28 protein-coding genes are annotated in these 26,786 nt (G+C 32.3%); 7 read left to right on the top strand and 21 right to left on the bottom strand.

Annotated features, from left to right (window positions below):
* Positions 1 to 103: 103 nt before the first annotated feature.
* The gene (locus ACMHYH_RS09715) at positions 104 to 544 is read left to right on the top strand and encodes a GNAT family N-acetyltransferase (RefSeq protein ID WP_414839203.1); all 441 of its coding nucleotides are present in this window, start codon (positions 104 to 106) and stop codon (positions 542 to 544) included.
* Between the two features lie 421 nt (positions 545 to 965).
* On the opposite strand, the gene ACMHYH_RS09720 is transcribed toward ACMHYH_RS09715, so the two are convergent.
* Genes ACMHYH_RS09720 through ACMHYH_RS09730 form a run of 3 tightly spaced genes read right to left on the bottom strand, consistent with a single transcriptional unit; the run spans position 966 to position 2,533 of the window.
* The gene (locus ACMHYH_RS09720) at positions 966 to 1,241 is read right to left on the bottom strand and encodes a hypothetical protein (protein WP_414839204.1); all 276 of its coding nucleotides are present in this window, start codon (positions 1,239 to 1,241) and stop codon (positions 966 to 968) included.
* A 55-nt stretch (positions 1,242 to 1,296) separates the two neighbouring features.
* On the bottom strand, positions 1,297 to 1,914 hold the full coding sequence (locus ACMHYH_RS09725) for a nucleotidyl transferase AbiEii/AbiGii toxin family protein (protein ID WP_414839205.1): 618 nt from the start codon (positions 1,912 to 1,914) through the stop codon (positions 1,297 to 1,299).
* A complete protein-coding gene (locus tag ACMHYH_RS09730) occupies positions 1,895 to 2,533 on the bottom strand; it encodes a DUF6088 family protein (protein WP_414839206.1) in 639 nt (212 codons plus the stop codon). Before ACMHYH_RS09730 ends, ACMHYH_RS09725 begins: the two co-directional genes overlap by 20 nt.
* A gap of 550 nt (positions 2,534 to 3,083) precedes the next feature.
* On the opposite strand from ACMHYH_RS09730, the gene ACMHYH_RS09735 reads away from it, so the two are divergent.
* The 3 genes from ACMHYH_RS09735 to ACMHYH_RS09745 all read left to right on the top strand — a co-directional run bounded on the left by ACMHYH_RS09735 (position 3,084) and on the right by ACMHYH_RS09745 (position 7,035).
* Positions 3,084 to 5,531, top strand: coding sequence for an FAD-dependent oxidoreductase (locus tag ACMHYH_RS09735; RefSeq protein ID WP_414839207.1), 2,448 nt, complete (start codon positions 3,084 to 3,086; stop codon positions 5,529 to 5,531).
* Positions 5,532 to 5,595: 64 nt separating this feature from the next.
* Positions 5,596 to 5,871, top strand: coding sequence for a metal-sensitive transcriptional regulator (locus tag ACMHYH_RS09740; RefSeq protein ID WP_414839208.1), 276 nt, complete (start codon positions 5,596 to 5,598; stop codon positions 5,869 to 5,871).
* A 162-nt stretch (positions 5,872 to 6,033) separates the two neighbouring features.
* Positions 6,034 to 7,035, top strand: a complete 1,002-nt coding sequence (locus ACMHYH_RS09745) for a nucleoid-associated protein (RefSeq protein WP_414839209.1) — start codon at positions 6,034 to 6,036, stop codon at positions 7,033 to 7,035.
* Positions 7,036 to 7,171: 136 nt separating this feature from the next.
* Here ACMHYH_RS09745 and ACMHYH_RS09750 read toward each other — a convergent pair whose 3' ends face one another.
* A complete protein-coding gene (locus ACMHYH_RS09750; protein WP_414839210.1) occupies positions 7,172 to 9,454 on the bottom strand; it encodes a hypothetical protein in 2,283 nt (760 codons plus the stop codon).
* Between the two features lie 261 nt (positions 9,455 to 9,715).
* On the opposite strand from ACMHYH_RS09750, the gene msrA reads away from it, so the two are divergent.
* Together msrA and ACMHYH_RS09760 are read left to right on the top strand one after the other, a co-directional pair.
* Complete coding sequence (gene msrA / locus ACMHYH_RS09755) at positions 9,716 to 10,546, top strand: peptide-methionine (S)-S-oxide reductase MsrA (protein WP_414840385.1); 831 nt, start codon at positions 9,716 to 9,718, stop codon at positions 10,544 to 10,546.
* A gap of 47 nt (positions 10,547 to 10,593) precedes the next feature.
* Positions 10,594 to 11,976: an aldehyde dehydrogenase gene (locus tag ACMHYH_RS09760; protein WP_414839211.1), complete on the top strand. Its 1,383-nt coding sequence runs from the start codon at positions 10,594 to 10,596 to the stop codon at positions 11,974 to 11,976.
* A 95-nt stretch (positions 11,977 to 12,071) separates the two neighbouring features.
* On the opposite strand, the gene ACMHYH_RS09765 is transcribed toward ACMHYH_RS09760, so the two are convergent.
* The 5 genes from ACMHYH_RS09765 to ACMHYH_RS09785 form a co-directional block, all read right to left on the bottom strand.
* Positions 12,072 to 12,284 carry a hypothetical protein gene (locus tag ACMHYH_RS09765; protein ID WP_414839212.1) on the bottom strand — a complete coding sequence of 71 codons (213 nt, stop codon included), beginning with the start codon at positions 12,282 to 12,284 and terminating at the stop codon, positions 12,072 to 12,074.
* Between the two features lie 248 nt (positions 12,285 to 12,532).
* Entirely contained in the window at positions 12,533 to 13,258 is a 726-nt protein-coding gene (locus ACMHYH_RS09770) for a Fic family protein (RefSeq protein WP_414839213.1), read from the bottom strand.
* A 26-nt stretch (positions 13,259 to 13,284) separates the two neighbouring features.
* Positions 13,285 to 13,434: a hypothetical protein gene (locus ACMHYH_RS09775; RefSeq protein WP_414839214.1), complete on the bottom strand. Its 150-nt coding sequence runs from the start codon at positions 13,432 to 13,434 to the stop codon at positions 13,285 to 13,287.
* Positions 13,431 to 13,652 carry a hypothetical protein gene (locus ACMHYH_RS09780; protein ID WP_414839215.1) on the bottom strand — a complete coding sequence of 74 codons (222 nt, stop codon included), beginning with the start codon at positions 13,650 to 13,652 and terminating at the stop codon, positions 13,431 to 13,433. Before ACMHYH_RS09780 ends, ACMHYH_RS09775 begins: the two co-directional genes overlap by 4 nt.
* A 51-nt stretch (positions 13,653 to 13,703) precedes the next feature.
* Positions 13,704 to 13,928, bottom strand: a complete 225-nt coding sequence (locus ACMHYH_RS09785) for an AAA family ATPase (protein ID WP_414839216.1) — start codon at positions 13,926 to 13,928, stop codon at positions 13,704 to 13,706.
* Between the two features lie 494 nt (positions 13,929 to 14,422).
* Between ACMHYH_RS09785 and ACMHYH_RS09790 the strand changes: the two genes are divergently transcribed.
* Positions 14,423 to 16,201, top strand: a complete 1,779-nt coding sequence (locus tag ACMHYH_RS09790) for a DUF2207 domain-containing protein (RefSeq protein ID WP_414839217.1) — start codon at positions 14,423 to 14,425, stop codon at positions 16,199 to 16,201.
* Positions 16,202 to 16,278: 77 nt separating this feature from the next.
* Here ACMHYH_RS09790 and ACMHYH_RS09795 read toward each other — a convergent pair whose 3' ends face one another.
* From ACMHYH_RS09795 to ACMHYH_RS09850, 12 genes are all read right to left on the bottom strand, one after another.
* Complete coding sequence (locus ACMHYH_RS09795; protein WP_414839218.1) at positions 16,279 to 17,217, bottom strand: lysophospholipase; 939 nt, start codon at positions 17,215 to 17,217, stop codon at positions 16,279 to 16,281.
* A 66-nt stretch (positions 17,218 to 17,283) separates the two neighbouring features.
* On the bottom strand, positions 17,284 to 17,907 hold the full coding sequence (locus ACMHYH_RS09800) for an HAD family hydrolase (RefSeq protein ID WP_414839219.1): 624 nt from the start codon (positions 17,905 to 17,907) through the stop codon (positions 17,284 to 17,286).
* Positions 17,908 to 17,953: 46 nt separating this feature from the next.
* The gene (locus ACMHYH_RS09805; RefSeq protein ID WP_414839220.1) at positions 17,954 to 18,805 is read right to left on the bottom strand and encodes a MurR/RpiR family transcriptional regulator; all 852 of its coding nucleotides are present in this window, start codon (positions 18,803 to 18,805) and stop codon (positions 17,954 to 17,956) included.
* Positions 18,806 to 18,900: 95 nt separating this feature from the next.
* Positions 18,901 to 20,031 (bottom strand): anhydro-N-acetylmuramic acid kinase AnmK, encoded by a 1,131-nt coding sequence (anmK, locus tag ACMHYH_RS09810; protein WP_414839221.1) that lies wholly within the window; start codon positions 20,029 to 20,031, stop codon positions 18,901 to 18,903.
* 16 nt (positions 20,032 to 20,047) lie between these two features.
* On the bottom strand, positions 20,048 to 20,359 hold the full coding sequence (locus ACMHYH_RS09815) for a PTS lactose/cellobiose transporter subunit IIA (RefSeq protein WP_414839222.1): 312 nt from the start codon (positions 20,357 to 20,359) through the stop codon (positions 20,048 to 20,050).
* Between the two features lie 15 nt (positions 20,360 to 20,374).
* Positions 20,375 to 21,472 (bottom strand): DUF871 domain-containing protein, encoded by a 1,098-nt coding sequence (locus ACMHYH_RS09820; protein ID WP_414839223.1) that lies wholly within the window; start codon positions 21,470 to 21,472, stop codon positions 20,375 to 20,377.
* 1 nt (position 21,473) lies between these two features.
* On the bottom strand, positions 21,474 to 22,382 hold the full coding sequence (locus ACMHYH_RS09825) for a BadF/BadG/BcrA/BcrD ATPase family protein (protein ID WP_414840386.1): 909 nt from the start codon (positions 22,380 to 22,382) through the stop codon (positions 21,474 to 21,476).
* 5 nt (positions 22,383 to 22,387) lie between these two features.
* On the bottom strand, positions 22,388 to 22,693 hold the full coding sequence (locus tag ACMHYH_RS09830; protein ID WP_414839224.1) for a hypothetical protein: 306 nt from the start codon (positions 22,691 to 22,693) through the stop codon (positions 22,388 to 22,390).
* Between the two features lie 87 nt (positions 22,694 to 22,780).
* The gene (locus ACMHYH_RS09835; RefSeq protein ID WP_414839225.1) at positions 22,781 to 24,085 is read right to left on the bottom strand and encodes a PTS sugar transporter subunit IIC; all 1,305 of its coding nucleotides are present in this window, start codon (positions 24,083 to 24,085) and stop codon (positions 22,781 to 22,783) included.
* A gap of 100 nt (positions 24,086 to 24,185) precedes the next feature.
* The gene (locus ACMHYH_RS09840; protein WP_414839226.1) at positions 24,186 to 24,494 is read right to left on the bottom strand and encodes a PTS sugar transporter subunit IIB; all 309 of its coding nucleotides are present in this window, start codon (positions 24,492 to 24,494) and stop codon (positions 24,186 to 24,188) included.
* Positions 24,495 to 24,550: 56 nt separating this feature from the next.
* Entirely contained in the window at positions 24,551 to 25,453 is a 903-nt protein-coding gene (gene murQ, locus ACMHYH_RS09845; RefSeq protein WP_414839227.1) for an N-acetylmuramic acid 6-phosphate etherase, read from the bottom strand.
* Between the two features lie 229 nt (positions 25,454 to 25,682).
* Positions 25,683 to 26,474 carry a tryptophan-rich sensory protein gene (locus tag ACMHYH_RS09850; protein WP_414839228.1) on the bottom strand — a complete coding sequence of 264 codons (792 nt, stop codon included), beginning with the start codon at positions 26,472 to 26,474 and terminating at the stop codon, positions 25,683 to 25,685.
* Positions 26,475 to 26,786 lie beyond the last annotated feature (312 nt).

Here is a 26,786-nt window from a genome sequence, read left to right on the forward strand (position 1 = left end):
CTAATTTTTCACTTTAAAGAATTCTATTTTTAGTTAGCCTCTCTTTTGTTATAATAAAGCTAAACTAAGTAGCATACGCTATTTTACATGAGGAGGATACATTATGTGGACAATCAAAACATTTGAAGAACTAACAAGCAACGAGCTTCATCGTATTTATAAAGAACGGACAGCTGTTTTTGTTGTTGAACAAGAATGTGCCTATCAAGAAGTTGATGACATCGATCTCACAAGCATTCATTTCTTCAAACAAACAGATGATGCACTTGTAGCTTATGCTCGTTTAATTGTAGAACCTACTAGCACTCGGATCGGGCGTGTGTTGGTTGCAAAAGAACAAAGAAAAAAAGGATTTGGACAAGAATTATTAACCGTTATGTTGGCTTATACGGACCAACATTATCCTGGATTCCCGGTAAATGCCCAAGCACAAGCTTACCTACAACATTATTATGCTTCATTCGGTTTTCAGCCTATCTCAGAAATCTACTTGGAGGATAATATTCCGCATATTGATATGGTAAAAGTCAATCTTACCGCCTAACTAAAGAAAAAACAAGCTAATGGACTAGCTACCTATTATTGAATATTCTTTGATATTTTTTAACTATATAGAAAAACTATTTTGACTTATTGTGTAAAAAAGCCCCAAGGATAGGTTTATAGCCCGTTCAGTCGAAAGACGTAAAACTATCCATTAATAAGTTAATTAACACAGATTTTAGTAGGGATAAAACATCTTTTTAAAACAAAAAATAGTATCTCGATTCGCTAGGTTTCAGAAACCTCTATTGCGAAACAGAGATACTATTTTATTTTATATCTAACATAAAAACTCAGTTTATAGAATTAAGTTTTACTAGATTATTACTCGAGCTATCTCTTAATTAAATTATTGGAAGAAGATACAAAACGCGGACTATTTCATTCAAAGTCAATCTAACTTGCTCCTTTAGTATAAAGTTTCAACTGATTACTTCTGGTAAAAGTCCACTTTCTATAACTTCTTTCAAAGATTTTATGACTTCTTTATAAGAAACCTCTTTGGAAAAAAACTCTTTCGTATTAGTTTCAAAATCTTTTTTGTAAAATTTATTAGTTGAAATATTGGTTAATGTTTCAATAATAGGGTATCCCGATTTACAAGAATGAGTATACTTACCAGGTTTTCTAATTTCGATAATATCTGGTATCAATTTTTTTAAAACTTTAATATGAACATGTTTACTTTTCCAAATCATATGTATATCGTAAAGATGTCTAGAATATCTATAACTAACGTCATCTTCGTAATAATCACAAATTGCAAATTGCAAAGAGCTTATCTATGAAAGTTCGTTCTATTTTTTGAACTTGCATTTCAAATGGTTCAATTTGATACTTTTCTATTAACCACTGTTCATCGTTACTTAAAAGATACTTAGTAATATAATTACTCACTTCTATTTTTTCAAAAGGAAAAGCAAGATACGTAACGTTAGTTTCTACTATAATGTGATCAACCATATAATCTCCACCAATAAATTCTCTTTGATAACCTACTAAATACTTATTAAAGTCACGTCGCGATCGTGTTTCAATTGGAGGATTTACCTTTTCATTTAATAGTTCGAAGTCTACTTCATTTATAGCTTTCAAAATATCTTTTTTGAATTTTTTCCTTTCTTTATTACTAACTTTTTTATCAATCTTGATAGTAATATCTATGTCTTCAGAAAAACGATTTATAACATCGTAACACTTAGAAAGAGAAGTTCCGCCCTTAAATACTATTTCAGGAGAAACTTCTACTAATTTCTTTAAAAGCAAAGAAACGTAATAATCTTTCTCAATTTGAAACTCTTCAAAGTTTAAGGTACCAGCAGTTGCGCTAATAATTTCTTTAAAAACTTCTTTATCTTCGTGCAATCTCATTGTATACCCCCGACTCATAAAATTTTATCCTTGTTTGTACAGGATAAGAATTCAAATAATTCTTATATTCAGTTTCACTTAATGTTACATCTTTAAGGTAATCAATGATTTTATCCTTTGCTTCTTCAATAGGCTCCTCACTTAGTCTTTCAAAATCTTTGAGGAGATCCAACACTTGAAGAAATTTATAGTTTCTTGAATTCACTTTTGTTTTAGGTTTTCTAACAATAATTTTCTTATTATAAAAAAAAACTTCTCTTTTGTTTGAAGAGGTATTATTTGTAACAATTGTTGGAATACTCGCTGTTTGAGTAGTTAAACCTAATCTATTTGCAAAGTTAATCCCTGTTCTATAACCTATAATTTCTTCCTGATTAGTCAAAAATTTTTTTCTAACTATTTTATCGACACTTAACATAGGTTTTTTAAGAACTGAATTTTTATTTGGAATAAAGTAAATACCACTCTCAACCTTTGTTATTAAGCCATTGTCTGATAATCTTTTGATTGTTTGTCTGAAGGCACTAGGATTCCTATTCAATTCATTCTTTAAATCATTTGTAAAAATAGGTTCATCGTATCCATATTTTTCAACCATAAAATCATATATTTCATTCATTTTCAAGCACCTCCTAAGTTAATTGTAACACGATTGTATATCTAGTTGCAAAAAATGTTACATACTAGTTAAACAAATATGCACTAAGCAAGAGGAGGTTTTAAAATGAGTCAATACTACTTTTTATATTTTTTATTTACCTAAGCTTTATTCAACTGTTTTAACTAGTCTTGAAACGAGTTTTTCTATTTTCTTCGCTAACCTCACTGTTGTATAGAGTATAATCGTTTATTTTTCATTATTAGGTATTATTAAAAAACTTTTGTATCGTAAGTATCTTGTTGTTTCTATCCTATAAAATAGTTTAACTAATCCTTCACTAAAAAATAAAAAGAGAGCCGTTCTCCTTTTTTCATCTTTACCCATTTTCTTGCTAAAGAATAAAAAAACAGTATACCCATAAAGGTACTGGGATTAAATGTCTACTTATTTTTTAGATTACCTATACTTAGCAACATCTTACCTTGTTCATAAAAACACTTGACTATCATACCCCTGTAGGGTATATTTAGATTGTGAAAAAACAATCAAATTTAAAGGAGACTTCCTCATGGCTCAAAAAATACTTATTATCGGCGGTGTAGCTGGTGGTGCAACAGCAGCTACTAGACTTCGTCGTTTAAACGAAGATGACAACATTATCCTTTTTGAAAAAGGTGAATACATTTCATTCGCTAACTGCGGCCTTCCGTATCATATTGGTGGGGAAATTAAAGAACGCGATAGCTTACTTTTACAAACTGTTGAAGGTATGGAGCAACAATATGCATTAGATATTCGTAATTTTTCTGAAGTAACAACCATTAATCCGATAAATAATACTATTTCTGTTTTAAATCATCAAACAGGTGAAACCTATACAGAAACCTTTGATAAACTGATTATATCAACTGGTGCTAAAGCTATCACACCAGCTATCCCGGGAATTGAAACAGCTGAAAATGTCTTTTCATTGCGCAATATTCCTGATATGGATCTAATCAAAGAATACATCACAAAACATGCGATTCAAACCGTAACGGTCATTGGTGGTGGATTTATTGGCTTAGAAATGATGGAAAACCTTAAAGAGTTGGATTTAGATGTTCAGCTAGTTGAAATGGCGCCTCAAGTCATGCCAAATATTGATGTTGAAATGGCGCAACAATTGCATACTCAAATCAATATGCATGGGGTCAATTTATTATTAAATGATGGTTTAAAAGAATTTAAAGAAAACGGCAAGAAATTACTTTTAACAAGTGGCACCGTATTGGATACAGATATGACTATTTTATCTATCGGGGTTACTCCGGAAAATACACTTGCTAAAGAATCTGGTATCGAACTTGGCTTCAAAAATGCCATTAAAGTAAACGAGCAACTTCAAACAAACTACCCGGCTATCTTCGCTATTGGTGATGTTATTGAGGTGAAAGATGTTGTCGATGGCTCGCCTACTAATATTCCACTTGCATGGCCAGCGAACCGTCAAGGACGCTTAGTAGCAGATATTATCAACGGCATTCCAGCACACTATCCAGGAACTCAAGGAACATCTGTTGCGAAAATTTTTGAACTGACTGCTGCTTCAACTGGAAATAGTGAGCGCATGTTGAAAAATAAAGGTATCGACTTCCAAGTCATTCATGTTCACCCCAATTCACACGCTGGTTATTACCCTGGTGCTAGCCCGATTCATTTAAAATTACTTTTCGGAAATGATGGAAAAATTCTAGGTGCACAAGGTGTAGGAACAAAAGGGGTAGACAAGCGTATTGACGTAATCGCTACCGCTATGAAATTTGGCGCAACAGCAGATCAACTAGCTGAGATTGAATTGGCTTATGCCCCGCCTTATTCTAGTGCAAAAGATCCAGTCAACATGTTAGGCTACACAGCTGATAACATGATGAATGATAAAATCAGAACCTTTCAATGGCATGAAGTGGATGCGTTATTGGATCAAGGTGCTTTCTTTTTAGATATTAGAGAAGATTTTGAACTGGCAACAGGTTCATTACCAAAAGGGGCCTTCATTCCATTAAACCAATTGAGAAATAGATTGACTGAATTGCCAAAAGACAAGACTATTTATGTTTATTGTCAAGTTGGACAACGCGGTTATAACGCTGCAAGAATTTTAATGCATCACGGATTTGATGTAAAAAATCTTGATGGTGGCTACAAAACTTACAAAATTGCAACGTACGCTTTGAAAAATAAACCTTTTAAAAAAGCAATCAAAGAGCAACCCATTGAATCTACTCAAACTTGTCCTTTAACGACGATTGAAGTGGATGCTTGTGGCTTACAATGTCCTGGCCCTATTTTGAAAGTAAAAGAACAAATGGACCAAATGTCTAACGGACAACAAATGATTGTTAAAGCAAGTGATTTTGGCTTCAGTGCTGATATCGAAGCTTGGGCTAAAAGTACAGGTAATACGGTCTTAAAAAATGAAATTGAAGGCGATAAAGTTGTTGCTACATTGTCAAAAGGGAATCTTTTACAACATACAACTTCTCTTCCTCAAGATGGCGTGATGAAAGAAACAAAAGAAGGCGCAACAATGGTTGTTTTTAGTGGCGATATGGATAAAGCTTTAGCTTCTATGATTATCGCTTCAGGCGCAGCTGCTATGGGTAAAAATGTTACTATCTTCTTTACTTTCTGGGGACTAAGTGTCTTGAAAAAACAGAAAATGAAAAAGCGTGGCATGGCAAAATTATTTGATATTATGCTGCCTAATAATGCCGATAGCTTGCCTATTTCGTCAATGAATATGGGCGGTGCTGGTGCTAAAATGATGAAGACTGTGATGAAACAAAAAAATGTTGATCCATTGCCTATTATGATTGAAAAAGCAAGCAACTTAGGGGTTAAATTTATTGCTTGTACAATGAGCATGGACATCATGGGAATCGACAAAGAAGAACTATTTGATTTTGTTGAATACGGTGGTGTCGCGGCTTACCTTGGCGATAGTGAAGAGTCTAATTTAAACTTATTCATCTAATATCTATTTGCCATTTCTGTATAAAAGGATAGACTATAACCGACTTTTAGAAAGAAGGGATACTATGGATACGTCCGATAAACATGAGCAAAAAAAGAAAATCCTTAATCGCTTAAAACGAACAGAAGGCCAAGTTCGTGGTATTCAAAAAATGATTGACGAAGATAAAGAATGCCTTGATATCATCACACAATTAAGTGCGACTCGTGCCAGCATTGACCGTGTGATGGGTATCATCGTTGCTGAAAACTTGAAAAATTGTTTTGAGAATCCAACTAACGATTTACACGATCAAGCCAAAAAAATTGATCAAGCTATTAAGATGATTGTTAAAAAATAAAAAACTAAGCGAGCTGACTTCATTACTAATGGAGTCAGCTCGCTTTATTTTAAAAAAACAACTCTTTCTAAAAGATCGTACTTATATTTCTTTAAAAGCTCTTTTTTGCTCGTCTCATTTGTGAGATACTCATAGGCGTGACTGAAAATGGAGGGAACAAAGATGATTTATATTAAAGAAGCAATTTTACACATTTTCGATTTGAACAGCAATGAACCGATTTTTTCTTTTGCTGGGCTAGATTTGACAGAAAAATTTACGTTTGATTATCTTCACGCTATGATAGAAAAGGTAGAGGGTTCTGATAACATGAAAACAGGAACACTGTCAGAAGACAATCCTTTGGTTCAACCGTTCAATGCGATTCAAGATGACTTTATTGAAACAACAAAGACCCTAACTGAAAAGTTTTTTTCGATTACAAAACTCAATCCAGAAATACCACCAGCTGATTTATTATTTGTTTACTTTACGTTAGATGAGGTTCCTTGTTTGGGGCTATTCAAATTAAACTATTCTGATAGCATCACACATTATATTTCATATGAAGAAGAAACATTAACCAATCAATTGATTGTCAATCGTTCAATCTTGCCTAATGCACGCCAAGCCATTCAAGAAGGAATGGTTTTACAGTTAAGCAATCTAGAATACCACGTGATTGAGAAGAAACATTTGATCACTGAACTAGCAGAGAAAATATTCTATTTCACAGAATTATTTTTAGAAGATAAACCTCAACCAAGTCTCAAAGAAAATATTTCTATGATTAAAAAAGCTGTTCAAAAAACAAGTAAAGCTTTCAATGATGAAGAATTCCAAGTACTAGCAGATACAAAAGACGCCTTAATTCATAGTATGACTGAAGAAAATGTCATAGATAATAAAGTCATTGCTGAGACTCTTTATGGGAATAATCAAGAGAAAAAAGAAAAGTTTTTTGAAGAAATAGAGGAATTAGGATACGTAGATAAAGCGCCTGCGGAAGTTGCTGTAGTTGGACCAAAGTATACTAAACAAAAATTCCGTTTAGATAATGGGATAGAAATTAGCATTCCAATTGAACTCTATCGAGATCCAGAAGTTATTGAGTTTATTAACAATCCTGATGGAACGACTTCAGTAATCATCAAGAATATTGAGAAAATAAAAAACTTGTTTTAATAAAAAAATTATCTAATCATAAATAGCGTCCTAATAGAAAATTAGTTTTCTATTAGGACGCTATTTATTTTATTTCTAGTATTAAATTCAAAAATTTTGTATTTTTCTTTTCTGATATAGATAATTTAGTTACTTATTATAGATTTTTTAATTTTAATAAATAGTTATTTTCTTTTTTTTCCATCTGTTTGCTATCAAAAGAATACTCGTAAGAATCTCCACCTGTTATAAGGATCTGATATTGTTTTTCTTCATTTAAAGATAACTCAGTAATTTCTTTCGCATTGATTGTGTAGAGCCAATAATAAATATCACCATTTAAACTACCTAATATTTTTTTTTGCTTATCTTTATACGGTATAAAGGCTACATTGTTTATAGTAATCCCTTTATCAATTAGAGGCAAAGACATAGTATCTACAACTTTGACTCTTTCATATTCTTTCATAAATCTATTTAATAAATTCAGACTTTTCCCTTTTGAATCCATGCTTTCAAAGTGCGCATCCAGCATATTTTGAAAACCTTTAGAAATATCTCTAGTCGGTATTGAGAAATATAAAGTATCTTTCATTACAGATTTCTTTACTTTTTTTATCTCATTTAATTCAAGATACTTTTCAGATAATATATTTGCGTCTACTTTCTTTTCTTGAGTTAAAGAAAAAGAAAGTATTTCATCAAGTTTATTTTCTTTAGCATAGAATTGACATATCTTTATCAGTTCTACTCTTTCTTGATTATATTTTGACTCATTATTATTTTTAATAAAATTATCTACTTTTTCTAAAGCTATTTTTAACAAATCGATGCTATTTTGTTTATAAAGTAGTTCTAAAACAAATTTTAAATTTCTTGAATTTCCTATTTTCATTTCTTTTTCTTCTGAAATAAGAGTTTCAAATACTTTAAATAGGTCTAAATAATATTCTTGAGAATTTTTATAGTAATCAGCTAAGTAGATAGCTATTTTTTTCTTTTTTTCAGGATATTCGTATGCATTAATCATATTTAAATAAATATCATTATTGTGGTGATATTCATTCTCTACTGGTCTTACTATTTTAGGAACTATAGCTTTTTTTATTGCAGTATCTACTAATACTTGATCATTTACTATTATTTTTATTTGTTCTTTCATTTTAAAATAGTAAAAAGTACCGTATGTTAAATCTCTTTGAGTAACTGAACAATTTTCAAAAGAGGCAGTACTATTAGTATCTATTAGTAAATAAAAATAACGTCCAATTTCTATCTCATTAACTTTAACTTCATCAGCAATTTCTTTATCATCAAAAAATAAATATTGTCTATATAAGTCCTTCTTTGAATCAATTAATACCGTTTTATCTTGTATAATTGCATACCTTATTTTATTTGAAAATAAAGTACATTCGTTATCAGTAGAATCTATTTTATAGCTAACTCCTCCTTCGCTTAACTCTATTTCCTTTTCGCTTAATAATCTTTGATTATCATAGAACTTAACGATTACTTTTGATTGTTTTATTTTTTCTGGATTAATAAAATAGTTAGGCGTTTGAATATAAAATAAGGGATTAGCTTGATTTTTTATTTTCACTTTAATTATAGGTTTTTGAATAGTATTCAGTTTTGATTTCCTTACTTTATTTTTTATTCCAAAATATATTTGACTTTTTAATGCTTTTTCAAATAAAACATCAAGTCTATTTTTTGAATCATAATTAGGTAGTTGATTTCTGCTGATCTTGTCAAAATATGAAAAATATTTTTTTAGTATATGTTTGACTCGAGTATTATTTGTTAAATATGCTTGCATGAATGATTTGGGTATTGATTGTAATTGTTTAGTTATTAATGTTGGTCTTATTTCTTTAGTATCTCTATCTTTATTCAATTGGCTTTTAAAAACAATTTTTAGATAGCTTAATAGTGCATCTACATTCTCGGCTGATATATCCATACCTAAATCTTCTGAATACATAAAATATATTATTCTTATGAGCCTTGAACTATAATTATAAGGGATGACACTTTGCATTTGAATGGTTTCTACATATTCATTTCTAGTAGTCCCTTTATAATAAGGTAAAGAATTAGTTGAAATAAACGAAGATATGTAGTCTTTAATTTCATATTGCAATAATAATTCTTCCATCTGATATTTTTCACTTAATTCTTCCCAAAATCGACTTCCACTAACTTCATACATACAAAAAAGAATGGCAGCCATTGTTACAATGTTAGACCTTTCACTATAAGTATATTTATAGCTATTACTGTTAGAATATTTCACTATTTGCTGTGCTTCTAACTGTATTTCTTTGTACATATCTTCTTTTATGTTTAGAAAGCCCAAAAGTCTTTTTTTATTTTCAATTGAAAGCTCTTCATCTTTTTTTATTAAGTTATCAATCTTATCTTGTAACTGTTTCATTCATTCACCTTCAGAATAGTCAGATTTTTTTATGAGTTCTAAGCTACATTATAACGAATTAATGTATTATTGTGCTTATTTTTTAAAAAAAGTATCCATTATAGCAAAATAATAAAAAATACTTTTTTTCATTCTGTTGATGTTGATCGGGTCAAATAGTTCTTCCTCTCTCTTTCCTGATGTATAATAGAAAAAAGGGTGGTGACGGAAGACTTGCACCGAATCTTTTAAAAAACATAAAACAAAAAGGAGGGTATTAAAATCAGACTAAATCGTGAAGAGATACTCAATGATTTATATAACCTTGTTCTCAATCCTGGAACTCGTGAATGGGAACGTTCTTTATTGGCGACTGCTAAAAACAGCTTGGAAAAAGAGGCTAATTTTGATACTCTCCTTGCAAAACTAGAAGCCCAATTGCGTCCACTTGCCTTAAGAGGGACACTGACTCCTGATGTAACAGATTTTTACAATAAACTAACTGGTAATTCTGCTACGAGTCCGTCCTTTGATTTAACGAAACATTACACAAATAATGTAGTCCATCAAGACTCAGCTATTTTTGCAGGAGGCTGTTTTTGGTGTATGGTCGAACCTTTTGAAACTCACAATGGGATTGTTTCTGTCTTATCGGGTTATACTGGAGGAGAAATAGCTCATCCGACTTATGATCAAGTAATCAGTCAATCTACTGGACATGTTGAAGCTGTTGAGATTATCTTTGATACGAGAATCATCCATTACGAAGAGTTGTTAACTCTTTATTGGCAACTCACTGACCCAACAGATGCACGTGGTCAATTTCAAGATCGTGGCAACCAATACCGTCCCATCATTTTTGTTAGAAATGACAACCAACGTGCGCTTGCTGAAAAATCAAAGCAACAGCTAGTCGACTCTGGTAAGTATAAGCAACCCATTGTTACGCTTATTCGACCAACCACCATATTTTGGCCGGCTGAAAATTTCCATCAACAATTTTATAAAAAGAATCCAAGTAAATACAAAAAAATTGAACGAGCTCGAAAACAGTTAATGATTTATCACCAGTTACACAATAAAATACAAGCTAAATCCAACTGGTTTAACTAGTTTTTTAAATCAACTTAATTTCGAATAAAAATGATGGAGGATAGATCATGGAAAATCCACTAAACATACCAACACTACTAAATCAACACCATGCCTTTTTTAATACAAATCGTACTAAAGAGGTTTCTTTTCGTATTACTCAATTAGAAAAATTATACGCGGCTATTTTAAAATACGAGTCACAGATTAATGCAGCTTTAAAAAAAGATTTGGGAAAAAGTCCTACAGAAAGTTACGCAACAGAAATAGGGTTTGTCTTAACTAGTATTAAACAAGCAAAGAAAAAACTACCTAAATGGGCGAAAGATAAAACTGTCTCAACCCCTCTTTTTCTCTTCCCTTCAAAAAGTAAAAAACACCATGAACCATATGGAACTGTGCTTATTATTGGTCCTTTTAATTATCCTTTTCAATTACTAATTGAACCGTTAATTGGTGCTATTTCTGCAGGAAATACCATTGTTTTGAAGCCATCCGAAATGGTACCCACTGTTTCAACAGTTATTCAAGAAATGATTGCTGATACATTTAACACTGATTATATTTCTGTTGTTGAAGGGGGTATTGAGGCGAATATTGAGTTGCTAAAACACCCATTTGATTACATCTTTTTTACAGGAAGTACAACGGTTGGAAAAGAAATTATGAAAGCTGCTGCTGAGCACTTAACTCCGGTAACACTCGAACTGGGTGGAAAAAGTCCTGCACTTGTCTTAAAAGATGCTGATATAAAACAAGCTGCTAAAAGAATTCTTTATGGGAAACTACTCAATGCCGGTCAGACTTGTGTTGCACCAGATTACGTCCTCATCCACAAAGATCTCAAGCAATCTTTTATTGAGGAATGTCAAAAAGTTATTCAACAGTTTTATGGACCTATTGTACAAAATAGTCCTGATTTTCCAAGAATTGTTAACGAAAGACACACGACTCGTTTAATGAACATTCTAGAAGAATCTAAAGACGAGATTGTGTTCGGTGGGCATGTCGATTTAACTAATCAGTACGTTGAACCCACTTTACTTGAATCTAATTGGACCTCTCCTGCTATGAAGGAAGAACTTTTTGGTCCACTATTACCCATTATTGGCTTCGATGACTTAGATGAAACAATCGTACAAATAAATAAGCGGTCTAAACCTTTAGCTCTGTATATTTTTTCCAACGATAAAAACACCCAAAATAAGATTATCCATGAAACAAGTTCAGGTGGTGTGACCATTAATAACACTATTTTCCATCTAGTTTCCCCTAATCTACCTTTTGGTGGAGTTGGCCATTCGGGTATGGGCTCTTATCATGGGAAATATAGTTTCATGACTTTTTCACATGAACGAAGCATCTTATCTTCTAAAAAAGTAGAGGCGCCATTTATCTTTCCACCCTACTCTGATAACAAGTTAAAATGGATTCGTCGTTTTTTAAACTAATTGATTGTATGTACAGCTGCCAATCAACTGTTTTTCACACAAAAAAGGGATGCCGATTTTTCTTAGAGAAAAATCAGTACCCCTTTTTACTATCTTTATTCAATTGATTCTTTTAACGGTTGGCAAACTTCGCATTTGTGTTGGTTTTTATTTTTGAACTTAGTAAATGTTTTTTCAAAGTTAGCGCCACAAGCACATTTAAACACTAATTTTTGAGAAAAACCATGGTATTCTGTCGTTAACAGCTTACTATCTGAATTTTTTTCAACATATTCTTTAATTTTACCTATTGTCCATTGTTTATTCATTCTTTTATTCCTCCGTATTTATCAGCTGATGAAATCTTCTCTTATCAACTTCTTATTGTAACATGAGTAGATACAATTAAACAGATGACTACTTTTTTTAACAACACAACTACTTTTTTTAACAACACAGGAGTCTCATTTTTAATAATAATACTAAATAAAAATGTATGAAAAAAATGAAACAAACTTAGATAGCGTTTGAATTAAACTCAAATAAAAGAAAAGGAAGAATAATAGCTTAAAAAGCATCATTCTTCCTTTTCTTTTATTTGTTCTTGATCCATATTTTGAAAAGCAATCATTCTTTTACTTTCTTTATCTAAAGTAGATTTAGCAAAATTAAAAAAAGAATCGACGTCTTGGGTTGCTAATAGTTCAACATATTGAGCTTTTGTTTCTTTTTCGATAATTAATGGTGGGAATCCTTCTTGTAATAAAGAATAGTTCATTATCATTCGTCCAGTTCGACCATTCCCATCTGAGAATGGATGAATTCGTTCAAACTGAATATGAGTATCTAATATAGCTTTGAGTCTATCTTCTTTTGTTTCAGCATGTTCCACCCGATAGTTCAAATTATCTATTAGTTGAAAGATTAACATAGGTGTTTCTGCAGGAGAAGATGTTCGAAATTCTGCTCCAATAATCATGTTCTCATTTTTCTTAAATAAACCTTTATCATATCGTAAGCGATCCGTTAAATCACCATGAATTTCTTTAATAAGTTCAATAGAAAGCTTATCTTCATTTATTAAATGGTTGATCATATGATCAAAAGCTTGTTTATGATTTTCAATCTCATAAAATTCTCTTACTGTAGCACCTGAATTAATTGGTAATATTCCATTTACAATAATCGAAACCGTAGCAGGTAATGAAATGGTGTTTCCTTCAATACCTGCCGAATGATGAGCTAACCGAACTAGAATATCTTCGAAATAATCACTGGTAATAGATTTAAAAAATTTTTTCATAGTCTACTCCCCTCTTGTTTTAAAAATTATTTACTAGATTTACGACGATACACAGCCAACAATGTCTTAATCTCTCTTTGTTCATCAGCGGTTAAAGAAGCTTCGTAATCATCTAACAAGATATCTAGAAGTTCATTAACACTATCTAAACTAAAAGAAGTGACAATAGCATTCAATCTATATGAGATGTCTGTTGAACAACGAATAATAGTGGTTTTCCCTTTTTGTTTTTTTGTAACAACTTCTTTACTGGGTATAGAATCATTTTTTTGGATTCATCTACTGTAAATAGACTAGAACGATCAAACACTTCTTTAGGTTTAACACTCTCTTTTCTATCTAAAAGATCTCGTTTACCTGTACTTTTATTTTTATTCAATAAGCTATCTGCCATAAAAATACCCTCATTTTCTATTAAGTATGATTTATGACAATTTTAAAATAATCATTCTTTTTTATGTGACTCTATTTCTTCTAATGGACTAATCATTTCTTTAGTAACTTTAGTATAAAGCGCCATTACTCGCTTATCATGTATATCATATTTTCCATCTAAATCAGCTAATAAGGTTTTATATCCTAGTTTAGATAATACATAGGCCATCATTGCACTATTTGTTGTTTTACCTGTTCCACCTTTAAAATTACCATATGCTATTACTTTAGCCATTTATACTCTTCTTTTCTTTTATGTCTACAAATCTACAAGCTATATTATATAGTTAATATAGCATGATACAACTAGATGTCAAACGGTATCATAAAAACATGTCTACAAGTTGATGTATCTACATAAAACGACTTTTTTCCTTATAAAATAAGGTTTTATAAAGGAATAAGAGTGTAGTAAATTAAAGCTACCAAATAATAACGACTAAAATTAAATATAAAAAAGCCCCGTAGACTGGAATCTACGAGACAACAAACTTGTATAGGTTTTGTAGTGCTAATATACCAGCTTTTTTAAGAATTAGCCATTAGCAATGTTTTCCATGATAGCCAGATTATCTACAGTTTAAAATTCTTTTTTATAGAACTATTAAAAAAATGCTCTCACTATATAGTATCCTTATAAAAATGCTTAGTGCTATAATAAAAGAAAGAACAACAGAATAAACCTTTTCTAATACTTTCTACTAGATAAAAAGAAAGCAGGGATAAAGTATGAATAGAAAAATAAGAAGAATCATAATTGTTGGAGTAGCTTTTTTATTTAGTCTGGCTTTTAGTGAAACCGTTTTTGCGGAAAATAAACTATCAGACATCACAATTGAAGTTGAATTGCAAAAAGATGGATCTGCTAAAGTGACAGAATACCGGACAATGATAATGGATGAAGGTACAGAACTCTATATTGTGTTAGATGATTTACAAGATTCAGCCTTACTTGATTTCTCAGTAGCTGGCTTTAAAGAATCGAAAACATGGGATAGCGATGCCTCATTAGCAGAAAAAACTAACCGCTATGGGACTGTAGAAACGGGTACTGGATTGGAGCTCATCTGGGGAATCGGTGAATACGGTAAAAATGATTATGTTGTCTCTTATACCTTATCAAACTTGGTTCGTGAATTAGAAGATGGACAAGCCTTATTATGGAATTTTGATACTTTTTCTGATATTCCAGCAGAAAATTTAACCGTTAAACTGACTGGATTTGACCCTTTTACAAAGGAATCGGTACGCTTATGGGGTTTTGGCTTTGAAGGCGATCTTCAACTAAAAGGGCAGACTGTTGTTTGGCGAGCAGATGAAGAGGTTGATAGCAACAACAAAGTCACTGTTTTACTTCAATTCCCACAAAAGCAATTTAATACGCAAGTTACTGTCAATCAAACATTAAAAGAACAGTTAGAAATGGCGACTGAAGGCTCTGCTTACAATGACGAGACGATTTCTGATACCGTTTTTATTATTGTTACACTAGTAATACTCATCGTTATTATTGGAGGAATTAGTCTAAGTATAATTTATTATCGAAAAGTGAAAAAAGCTAAAAAAGAAGTTGGAGAAATGCGTTCTAGAGCACAAAGAATAAAAGATAATAAAGGGATTCGTTTAAAAGAGATTCCATATAAAGGCAAAGATTTTGTTGGACTTGCTTATTTGCTGCAAGATTTTAATAAAGGTTATTTTGAAGATTATTTCTCAGCGTATCTGGTAGACTGGTCTGCACAAGAAAAGATTGCCATTCACGTAGACCAAAAAAACTCCTTTTTTGGTGATACGTTCAATACAGAAATAGAAATCTTCCACTATAAAGAAGAACGTGCTCGTTACCCTCAGTCTTTTGGTCATTTTGTTAACGAGTTAGAAAATGGCTCTGGCGAATCTTATGAGACTGGTCTATGGTTGATGTTAGTCGATGCAGCTAATCGTGATGGCTTTATCAAAGATAAGGATATGACTGTTTGGGCAAAAAAACACGCTAAGGAAGTAGAAAAACTGGCTAATTATTCAATTGAGTATTCGAAAAAGTATCTAGAAAAAGAAGGACTTCTTTCATTTAAAGAAATTAACGTCTGGAATATCAGTCAAGAAGTAGCTATTGCTAGTTCTGAGGGGGATAAGTTAGTTGATCGCTTAATTCAATTTGACAATTATTTAGAAGAAATTAAACTAGAAGAATTTAAGGGCAAACAGACTCCGTTCACTTTCAGAGAGCTTTTATTTTGGAATATCTTATACTTTAGGAGTGAAGAAATAACAAAAGAGTTCAAAGGAATCACTCCTGGTCAATATTATGACTACGATGATGCTAATTACATGTATCAACCAGTGTATTGGCACGGCATGACCGGATTCAGAAATGACTGGTCTAGTGGATTAGAGAGTGGTGGATTCCATTCAACCGCTTCATCTGCTGCAGCTGGAATGGGTGGTTCGACTTCATCTGGCGGCGGTGGTGGTGCTGGTGGAGGTGGCGGTGGAGGAGCTCGCTAACCCACTCTCCTATTTTACTAGTAATAAAAAAACACACACGAACGAGATAAAACTAGTTTGTGTGTGTTTTAGTTTTTTTAGCTTATCCTCTTTTCTAACCACTCAATAATATCTTTTGTTACCTCATCTCTATTGGTTTCATTCAAAATCTCATGCCTCGCTCCTTCGTAAAGTTTCATCTCTAAATCTTTAACCCCACATGCTTCATATCTTTTATACAGTTTTTTTACACCTTTACCGAAATCACCAACAGGATCTTGTGCTCCTGATAAAATGATTAAAGGTACATCTGTAGGAATCTTTTTGATACTCTCTTTATCTTCAATATATTCTAAGTTTTCTATCAACTCCTCATAGAAGCTGATTGGAAATAATGTTCCACAGTACGGATCATTTACGTACTTAGCTAATTCATCCATATCTCTTGTTAGCCATTCATACCCTGTCTTCTTGGGATGGAATTTCTTGTTAAAACCGCCAAAAATTAACGAGTCTACAAATTTAGATTTAGCCTTTCTACCTTTAACTGCCATCATTAACTTAATAACCCATTCCCCTAGCTTCAAAGTCAAACCTTGTTCTCCGTTAGAACCAGAAAGGATAAGTCCATTAATTTTATCTGAGTAGTCCATAATATAGCGTTGAGCAGCAAACGAGCCCATACTATGACTAAATAAGTAGAGAGATAAACTTGGATGGTCTTTTTTTATCCTATCTGATAGGCTTACTAGATCCTCGACTAACAACTTAAAGCTACCTTTTTCTCCTAAGTAACCTAATTCATCGATACTTGTAGCTGTTTTACCATGTCCTCTGTGATCATTGGCATAGACAATAAACCCTTTCTCATTTAATGCTTTAGCAAACCTTTCATATCTAGCTGCTGTTTCAGCCATCCCATGAGAAATTTGGACTACTCCTTTTGGTTCTTGATCAATCGGTATCCATTTATACACCATGATTTTAGTCTTATCGCTAGATAAAAATGTGAAATTCTCAAGTATTGAATTAGTCATCGTCCTCACTCCAATTATTAGTTTGCCAATCAAATTGATATCTTTTTCTTCTTTCAAAAAATCATTCTACAAAATAATCGCTAATAAGTCATTAGGGTGTTGAAGAATATAGGTCGGATTCTTAAACTCTGCTAGCTTTAAACTTCCCCATGAAGCAACCGCAAAATCCATTTCTGCATGCTTAGCTGATTCAAAATCAGACAAAGAATCTCCAATATACAGGCACTTTTTAGGATCAATACCCAATAGATTTGCACAATGCAAAAGAGGTTGGGCATCTGGCTTATGTTTTTTAGTATCTTCGAGCAAAACGACTGCAGAAAAACAGTCCTGTATATTTTTATCTGCCATATCAATTGCATATTGCTCTCTGTTTTTAGAAGAAACAACCGCTTGGACAACTTTATCATTAAAACTATGAATAATGTCATCAAAGTTATAGTAAATACGTGCTTTCGCTTCGTATGCATTTACGTACCTAACCCATCGTTCATACACAACAGGAATATCTTTTATACCTAAACGTTCTAAAACTTCAAGACCAGAAAATGACATGTAGTGCCTTAATTCATCATAAGTCATTTCAACACCAAGTTCTTCTTTCACAATTCTTATCAGTGGAAAGATAGTCATATCAAAAGTATTGATAACCGTTCCATCTAAATCATAGATGATTGCCTCATATGCCACTTTTATTCTCCTCTTTTTAACTTACATATTCTTGCATTGTCAGAGTTTACCGCATGTACTTTTTTATCTCTTCTTTTGAATTACGAATCATTGAGATACTCGGATCATATTGTCTAGATGCATATGTGTAGAACAACGCATCTACTGCAATAAATTGTGCATGCAATGAACTCGTTGCAGCACTTCTCAACTCAGCCTCTTTTGATCGAACAGTTTGAATAGAATAATCTACTTTTCCAGCTATAGAATTGGCCCCAAATTGAGTTAAACCAATTGTTCTAATTTTATAACTTTTAGCAATTTCTACAAGTCGTATAACTTCTTTTGTTTCACCAGAATTAGATATTCCTATAAAAATTGCTTCTTTAGGTGCGGTAACTAAGATAGATATTAATATATGTGGATCTGTAGCGCATATAGTAGGCTTGCCTATTCGGTTCCATTTTTGTGATATATTTTCAGCTACTAGATGAGAAGCCCCTATACCATATACATAAATAATAGATGCATGTAAAAGTACATCTACGACCTCATCAATTCTTTGATCATTTAGCTGCTCAATGGTTTCTTTCATTGATTGATAAGCATTGCCTAGTAACTTCGCTTTTATTTCATGAACAGGCTCATTTGCCTTGATATCAAAATACCCTTCAAAAGTTGGACTTTCAATTTCTGAAGATAATTTTACTTTTAATTGAGTAAAACTCGGTATATCAATACTTTTGCAAAAACGTATAACCGTAGCTGGACTTGTACCTGCGCGAGTAGCCAGTTCTAATGCTGTCATATTAATTGCTTCAGACGGAATTTTTAAAATCAGTTCACCAATTTTTTTTTCAGAATTTGATAATTCATTGATTATACTTCGAATTCGCCCTTGTATATTTTCTCCAATCATTTTTTTACCTCCTTGGTCCTAACTGCTCTTTATTTTTATTATCTCATGAAATAAAAAAACAATCATCCTTTTAAAGATGATTGATTACCTTTAATTTAACTATAATACGTAATTTTACCTAGAATAGTCCTACTGCTTGCTCCAGTTGCACTAGGAACATTACTTGGTTTATGGTGAAGCGTTTGATTTCCTAAAATAGTCATCGCTATTGCTTCTTTAGCTTCTGAAGAATGACCTATTTCTTCTTGTATTTGAACATTAACCGTCGGCAACTGTACTTTAATCATCTTAATCAACGTTTCGTTGTAACTGCCCCCACCTGCTACAATTAAATCGGTATTCTTGTCGATAAATTGTTTCAGATTTTCAGCGATTGATGAAGCTGTAAATTGGGTTGCAGTAGCAATCAAGTCATTTGGTTTTATTGGCCATTCTTTAATAAGTCGCTGTGTAAAATCTGCCCCAAATTCTTCTCGTCCCGTTGTTTTTGGATAGCTTTTAGCAATAAAAGGATGAGTCATTAGCTGAGTGAATAATGCTTGGTTTACTTTTCCCGTTGCTGCATATGCTCCACCTTTATCATATTGTACTTGATAAAAATGACGACATAATTCATCAATAATCATATTTCCAGGACCTGTATCAAAAGCTACTAACTGATTGAGCTTGGCATTTTTAGGAATAACCGTTACATTTCCAATTCCACCAATATTTTGTAGTAATCTCGTTCTTTTTTTATCTTTATATAGGATATATTCTGAATAAGGAACAATTGGCGCACCTTGACCGCCGAGGGCCATATCTCTTTCTCTAAAATTTGATACTACAGTCGTCTTAGTCTCTTCACAAATAATAGCTGATTCACCGATTTGTAAAGTAGAAGAAAATTGATTCGATTTTGGAATTGGCAAATGATAAATGGTTTGCCCATGGCTTGCAACAAACTCTAATTGTTCTAATTGAATACCTTTTTTTTTACAAATATCTTTCACAGCTGTAGCGAATAGGTAGCCTAACTCGACATTTAAACTACAAATCAACGCTACATTTGATTCTTCAATAGATAGCACTTTCTTAATTCGCCTAATCGTTTCTTCTTGAATTGGGTAAGTCTCAAATGCAAGTAAGTGAACAATTGTCTCTTCGTCTTCACCCGAAATTTCTACTAGAGCAGCATCTATTCCATCTAGTGATGTCCCTGACATTAGTCCAACTGCGTAGCCCATATAATCAATCCTTTACTTATTTTTTCAAACTGTTTATTTCTTTTTGCATTTCAATCATTTGTAAAATCAATGTCTGTTCTGCCATTGTGGTCATTAATTGATCCTGAGCATGAATTAATAAAAGACTAATTTTAATCTCATCTCCGCGAATTTCATCTTGAACTAATTTTGTTTGTGTATTATGTGCTAACGTCATTTCAGCTTTACATTCGCTTAGCAAGCGCTCTACTTCTTCATATTCTCCTGCTCGCGCTTTTTCTAATGCCTCATAGGCCATGCCACGAGCATTTCCACCATGTATAATAATTTCAAAAATACGTTCTTCCATACTTACACACCCCATCTAGTTAGTTTTTTTCACTTGATTAAATTTAAATTTTTGCCAAGGCTTAATATAATCTAACAATAACCATTCCTCTTCAACAACATGTCCTACAACATTCGTTTTGCCTGAATTCTCCATTGCTAAAAGAGCTAATTGTAATTCTCCTGCATAATGAGCATAAAGAGAAGTCTCTACAATAATATCTCCACGATTCATATTTGGCGTATGGAATGGCGGAAATTCATGTCCTTTATATTTTACTCTACTTTGAGTGGAGCGAATAACATAATCCGATATATCTCCTCGATTAAAATGAAATTCTTCCAAAACAATTTTCTTTTCTATTTCTGGAATAGACTCTACTAATTCACAGTTCAACGTTAACTGATAGGGATCAATTTCACTTAAAGTTTTCAATTCTTCTTCCGATGCGAATGAGTTCGCAATGATTACATCATCAATGAGTTCGGTTGCCCAAAGATGCTTGGCTTGAACAACAATTGGCAATTCTCGGTGCATTTCAAGAGTACATAGGCCTTCATTTACTGGCCAGGGTCCTACATTAGCCGTGGGTGAACTAATGAAAGCTGCTGTTATTAATCCCTTGTCTTTATATTGTTTTGTTGTTTCGATAAAATGATTGAAACTCAAGCCAGTATAACGATGAGGATAAAAATTATGGCAACCTAATAAATTATCTACATTAGCTTGATAGCTCAATATATTTTCTAAATATTTTGTCCCACTGCTAATGTTTAATTCTATTTTTAAATCTTGAGGGTTAAATGTCATAATTGATTCCTCATTACCTGTGAATCCCATGTCTAAGCGAATGCCATCAGCGCCAATTTCCTTGAAAAAAGATAAATCTTTGTAGCTAATTCCTAATTCACCAAAAACTTTCGGACTGACATCTGCGATAACTTCCATACCATTTTCTTTGGCATATTTAATAACTTCTGTGAATTCAGCAACTATTTTTTCTTTTCCTTCTTCAACAGACAATAAGCATGTAAAAATACGCTTAAAATTATACTTTGCTGCTAATGCAATGTATTCTTTGATTTCACTTAATTTACTATGATTTGGATAAACTGAAATTCCTAATCTTCTCATTTTAACATTCTCCATTCCTAAAGATATTATTTTTATAATAATAGTATCCACCAATAGTATTTGACTCTATTTCTTTTACGATTTTGATTTCAAGGGGTTGCTGAATCAGATTTTCAAAAAAAGTATCATACACTATCGAGTTTTTCTTTAAAACACTACCCGTTATTCCAATTGTTACCTCTTTATTAAATCCTAACTTTGAGATTAACAACTTTGCTTGTTCAGATAAAATATAGCCTGCTTCTTTCAGTATTTCGATAGAAACGTCATCACCCGCATTTGCACTTTCAGCAACAATCTTTGCTAGCTCAGCAATTTCATTTTTTTTATGAGTATAGAAATAATCAACTACATCAAAAATAGTTTTAGCATGCAAAGTATTTATTAGTTTTTTTGACAAATAGGAATAATTTTTGTTTGTATCTTCTTCTAGTAGTAACCGATGAATCACTGTTTTTGCAATCCAATAACCTGAACCTTCATCACCTAAGATATTACCCCACCCACCTACTCGAGCAGTTTCTTCATGATACTTTCCAATACAAATGGAGCCCGTACCTGAAATGACGAGACATCCGTCTTTTTCTTTAACTAAGGCATAATAAGATAACCAAGCATCGTTTATAAAAACAATTATTGGCTGATAACGATTAAAATACGTATCTAATTCTTTTTTGAAATTTCCACTTTCTAAACCTGCTAAACCAATGACAACTGATTGACAGTTTTCTTCACCTAATTGATCAAACAATATTTTCATCGCTTCTTCAATATTAGATAAGCCTTTTTTCTTATCCATTAGTAGATTACCAAAACCGGTCTGACAGCGTGACAGTTCTTTTCCTTTTAAAGAATAAGCAATAGCCTCTGTTTTTGTCCCACCACTATCCATTCCAATCACATATTCCATCTTTTTCAATCTTTTTTACTAGGGTATTGTTCACTTCTAACAATACCTCTGAATTGATTTTTTTCTAACTTTAAACGAGTTGTTTCAAAATACATAATAGTAAAGATAGCTGAAATCAAATAAGAAATAGTTGTAAGGATTAGCGGAATGTTCTGAAATAAAAAATTAGGAATTAGAATAATGAAAAAAGCTCCAAAACCAAAATACCACCGATTGATATAGATTTGTTTTTTTTGTAACCCGTGGACTAAAGATACACCAGTTAAAATTAACGCAATGAAAAAAATTATTAATACAATGATTCGTACCATTTTACTCTCAGTCCTTTCTTATTTTCAAATGATAACAAGAAGGAAATAGTAAACTCTTTCCTTCTTGTACTTTATAAGTTTTTTATTTTATAGAATAGTATGTTCTTCGCTTACTTGACCCAATTCTTCTTCACGCAATTTTTTATCGTAAACTTTAAAGAATGGATAGTAAATGGCACCGGCAATAGCAATATTAATTAGTACCAACACTGCTGCTTTCCAGTCGTTACTGGCTGATAGAAAAGCACCGATTGGAGCTGGTAAAGTCCACGGAACATTGCTGACAAATCCATTGATTATCCCAAATTTAACAGCGAAATAACTAATTGTTGTTGTAACAACTGGTGCTAAAATAAAGGGAATGGCTAAAATTGGGTTCATAACTAAAGGTACTCCAAATATTAATGGCTCATTAATATTAAAAAGAGAAGGAATAATTGAGAAACGACCTACTTGTTTTAGGTAAACAGATTTTGCAAATAACAACAAGATACATAAAGCTAGTGTTGAACCAGCGCCACCAATCCAAACTGTCCACTGATAAAACTGTTCCGGTGCAATATAAGGCAATTGATTAGGAGCTGCTCCATCTGCTAATGCTTGGCCATTCGCATCCAACATAACTAACCACATTGGACGTGCAACTGAACCGATTACGCTCATGCCATGGACGCCTGCTGCCCATAATAGAGTAATAAAGATCACCGGTACTAAAACACCAATTAAATTATTTCCTAATATATCATTAATTGGAGTAAAAATAGAAAGAATAAAATTATTTAAATCAAAATCAAGTAATACACGAATAATCCAAACAATCGTAATAACAAATGCTCCCGGGATTAGCGCTTCAAAACTTCTTGCAACTGAATCTGGTACTTGTTCTGGCATTTTTATCATTAGATTTCTATTTTTGAAAAACCGCAATGATTCAACTGCAAAAATCATTGCTAAAATTGCTGAAAACATTCCAGCTCCGCCAAGGTTTCCCATTGGTAAAACCCAGCCAATACCTTGACCTTCAGGTAATAAAGCATCTACGTTTACAGGTACTGTCAACATCAAGAAAGTTGCTAGTGATAAAACACCACCAGTAATACCATCTAACTTATAAGACTTAGCTAAACTGTATCCCATTCCGTAAGAAGCATAGATACTCATTAAACCCATAGTAATTCTGAAAGGAATAACGATATCTGCTGTATATGGTGCGATAGCTTCTGCCCATGAAGCGATTGGAGGATTAGCAATAATTAAAAAGAAACTTCCAACAAGAATTAATGATAGCGTAGAAATAACTCCGTCGCGAATTGCTTTTAAATGTTTTTGTTCAGCTAGTTTAGCCATCGGAGGCATAAATTTTGTTTCAATCCAAACTAAAAATTTCGTCATTTTTCTTTCTCCTTTTTAAATCATATTGTTGTATCTAAAATGAATCATTTTTATATCTTTATAAGATGGATTGCTAAATAAATAGAAAATTAAATGATTACTATTTGCTGTATTTTTTTATCTGTAACAATGTTTTTGGTGCTCCTAATGGTGTATACCCCATTGGTTCAACTTTATCAATCGGTACACCAGACTCGTTCGCATATCCTTCAAACGTAGCAAATTGGTGCTTCACTTGAGGTGCAACTAACAGCAAATCATAGCTGCTACTTTTTAGAATCTCCTCAATTTCTCCTGATCCTACTGCAATCATTTCTAATTCAAAGTTTTGCTTATCAGCCTCTTTTAAAATAGCTTTTACGACTATTGCGCTTGACATTCCACCTGAACAAACCATTACAACTTTCATTCTTATTTCCTCCTTTTATCACTACTTAGCTATTGTTGAACACGCTTAATGAAATTTCATTGCTTTTTACTTGCTTCAACAGCTCTTCTAACAAATCCAGCATTTTCTGTTAACAATACTTGAGCTTTTTCTTTATTTATACCTGTTAGCAATCGAACAATCGCTAGCTTTGGTTGGCTATTTGAATCATTAAAATAAAAAGTGGCCTCTTCATAAGTACAACCGGTTGCATCCATGATAATTCGCTTAGATCGTTCAACTAACTTTTCATTCGTTGGCTGAACATCTACCATCAAATTTTGATAGACTTTACCAAGACGAATCATTGCAGTCGTTGAAATCATATTTAATATAAATTTTTGAGCTGTTCCAGATTTCAATCTCGTTGAACCCGTCAAAATTTCTGGACCAACATCAACTTCAATTGGAAAATCAGCATAGTTACTAATAGCGGCTGCTTTATTACATGACAAAGCACCTGTTGTAGCCCCAAGTTTATTAGCGTATTTCAATCCTCCAATAACATAAGGCGTTCGACCACTAGCAGCAATACCTAAAATAAAATCATTCTTATTTAAACCACGTTCTCGTAAATCTGCTTCGCATAATTCTAACGAATCTTCTGCACCTTCAACAGCTACAGTCATCGCTTTCATCCCTCCGGCAATAACTCCTTGTACCATCTCTGGTGATGTATTGAATGTTGGAATACATTCAGCAGCGTCTAAAACACCCAGTCTTCCACTTGTTCCAGCTCCAATATAAAACAATCTTCCGCCTTTCTTCAAAGATAGAATAACAGCTTCAACCAGTTTCGTAATACTCTCTATTTCTTTCTTAATTATTTCAGCTACTTTTTCATCTTCTTGGTTCATTTTTCTTATAATTTCTTCAACCGAAAACGTATCCAGCTCTGTCGTACTAGTGTTTCTTTTTTCGGTAGTTAAAGTTTCTAGCATATTTTATCCCTCCTTTCTTTGGAAGCACTTACAAATTTATTATAACCATAACGAAATATTATTTCAAGTTAAATATTAAATAAGTGAAATATAAATTCATTTTTAACATATTACTGGAATTAAAAGATTAGGTTAAGCTATCCAACTAAAAAATACACCCCAAAAAGTTAGGTCTTCCCTCTAACTTTTTGGAGTGTAATACAATTTTCATTTAATAGATCCGTTATTTTTAGACATTTCCTTTTCTTGGAATCAATGCAAAATGGTTTTTGTACAGTTGAAACGCACTTATGAATACCAATGCACCTAGACCAACAAGAGATACGGTTTGAAGAGTTGTAAATTCTCCATTAAATCCTTCAGAAGAAGTTAAAAATGTGTGTATTCCAAAATAGGCCCAAGCAATAGGCAGTGGGAATATGATATTTTTGAGCTTTAACATCACGATGAAAACGAGTAATACAGCTACAATAAGTGTCCCTGCTGCTAAAATTTCAGGTTCTATTCCAAAACCATCCCAATTCGCTTTTACAAGTGTAGCCGCTACATTAACAACCGAGGCGATAAACAACCACCCTGCATAAAGTCCAAAAGATAACGGCAAGAGAAAATGTCTTCCATCGTTAATTTCGAGTAATTTTATACACATTAAAGCTAATGTTACTGAAAATACTAAGATAAAAACTGTTGATAAAACTAATTGTAAGTAAGAAAATGCAACAATCCAAGCGATATTTAATAGTGATGAAAAAACAAATAATAGTGAAATTTTATTTAGCGCCTTTTGATAATAAGCATCCTCTTTTTTTACAATCATAACAACAATAGATATTCCTAATAGAATATATATTACGCTCCATATACTAAAAGCAGATGGATCTGGTGTAATGAGTGTTTGATATTTATCAGAAATTTCATTTTGTGATAAACCATTGATAAACCCAAAGGCTCCTAATGCATTAACAACTAAAGTCACAATAAAAAATAATCCGTTTAGCCAAGCTTTTTTTGTTGTACTCATCGTACTTCCTCCTTCTTATCATTTAATATAATCTTATTTCTCTTTATCTAAAGTATAAAGATAAAAATAAAAAAGGTCTAATAGAACGATTATTTTCCATTCTCTTTTACTATCTCTTTTTCAATGAAAAAAAAATCCTTATCTGTTATATTTAAACTAACTAAATTAAATGATAAAAGAAATTTTCTTATGAACTCTACACCTTAAAAACACCTCTTTTTAGGCATAATAAATGTCGGATAGAACGTTTACCTATCTAAGTTTGCAGTATATACTATTAGTGCTTGCGTTCAAAATAAATTTAACGTTTTT

Source organism: Carnobacterium sp. TMP28, assembly GCF_047553015.1.
Taxonomy (GTDB): Bacteria; Bacillota; Bacilli; order Lactobacillales; family Carnobacteriaceae; genus Carnobacterium_A.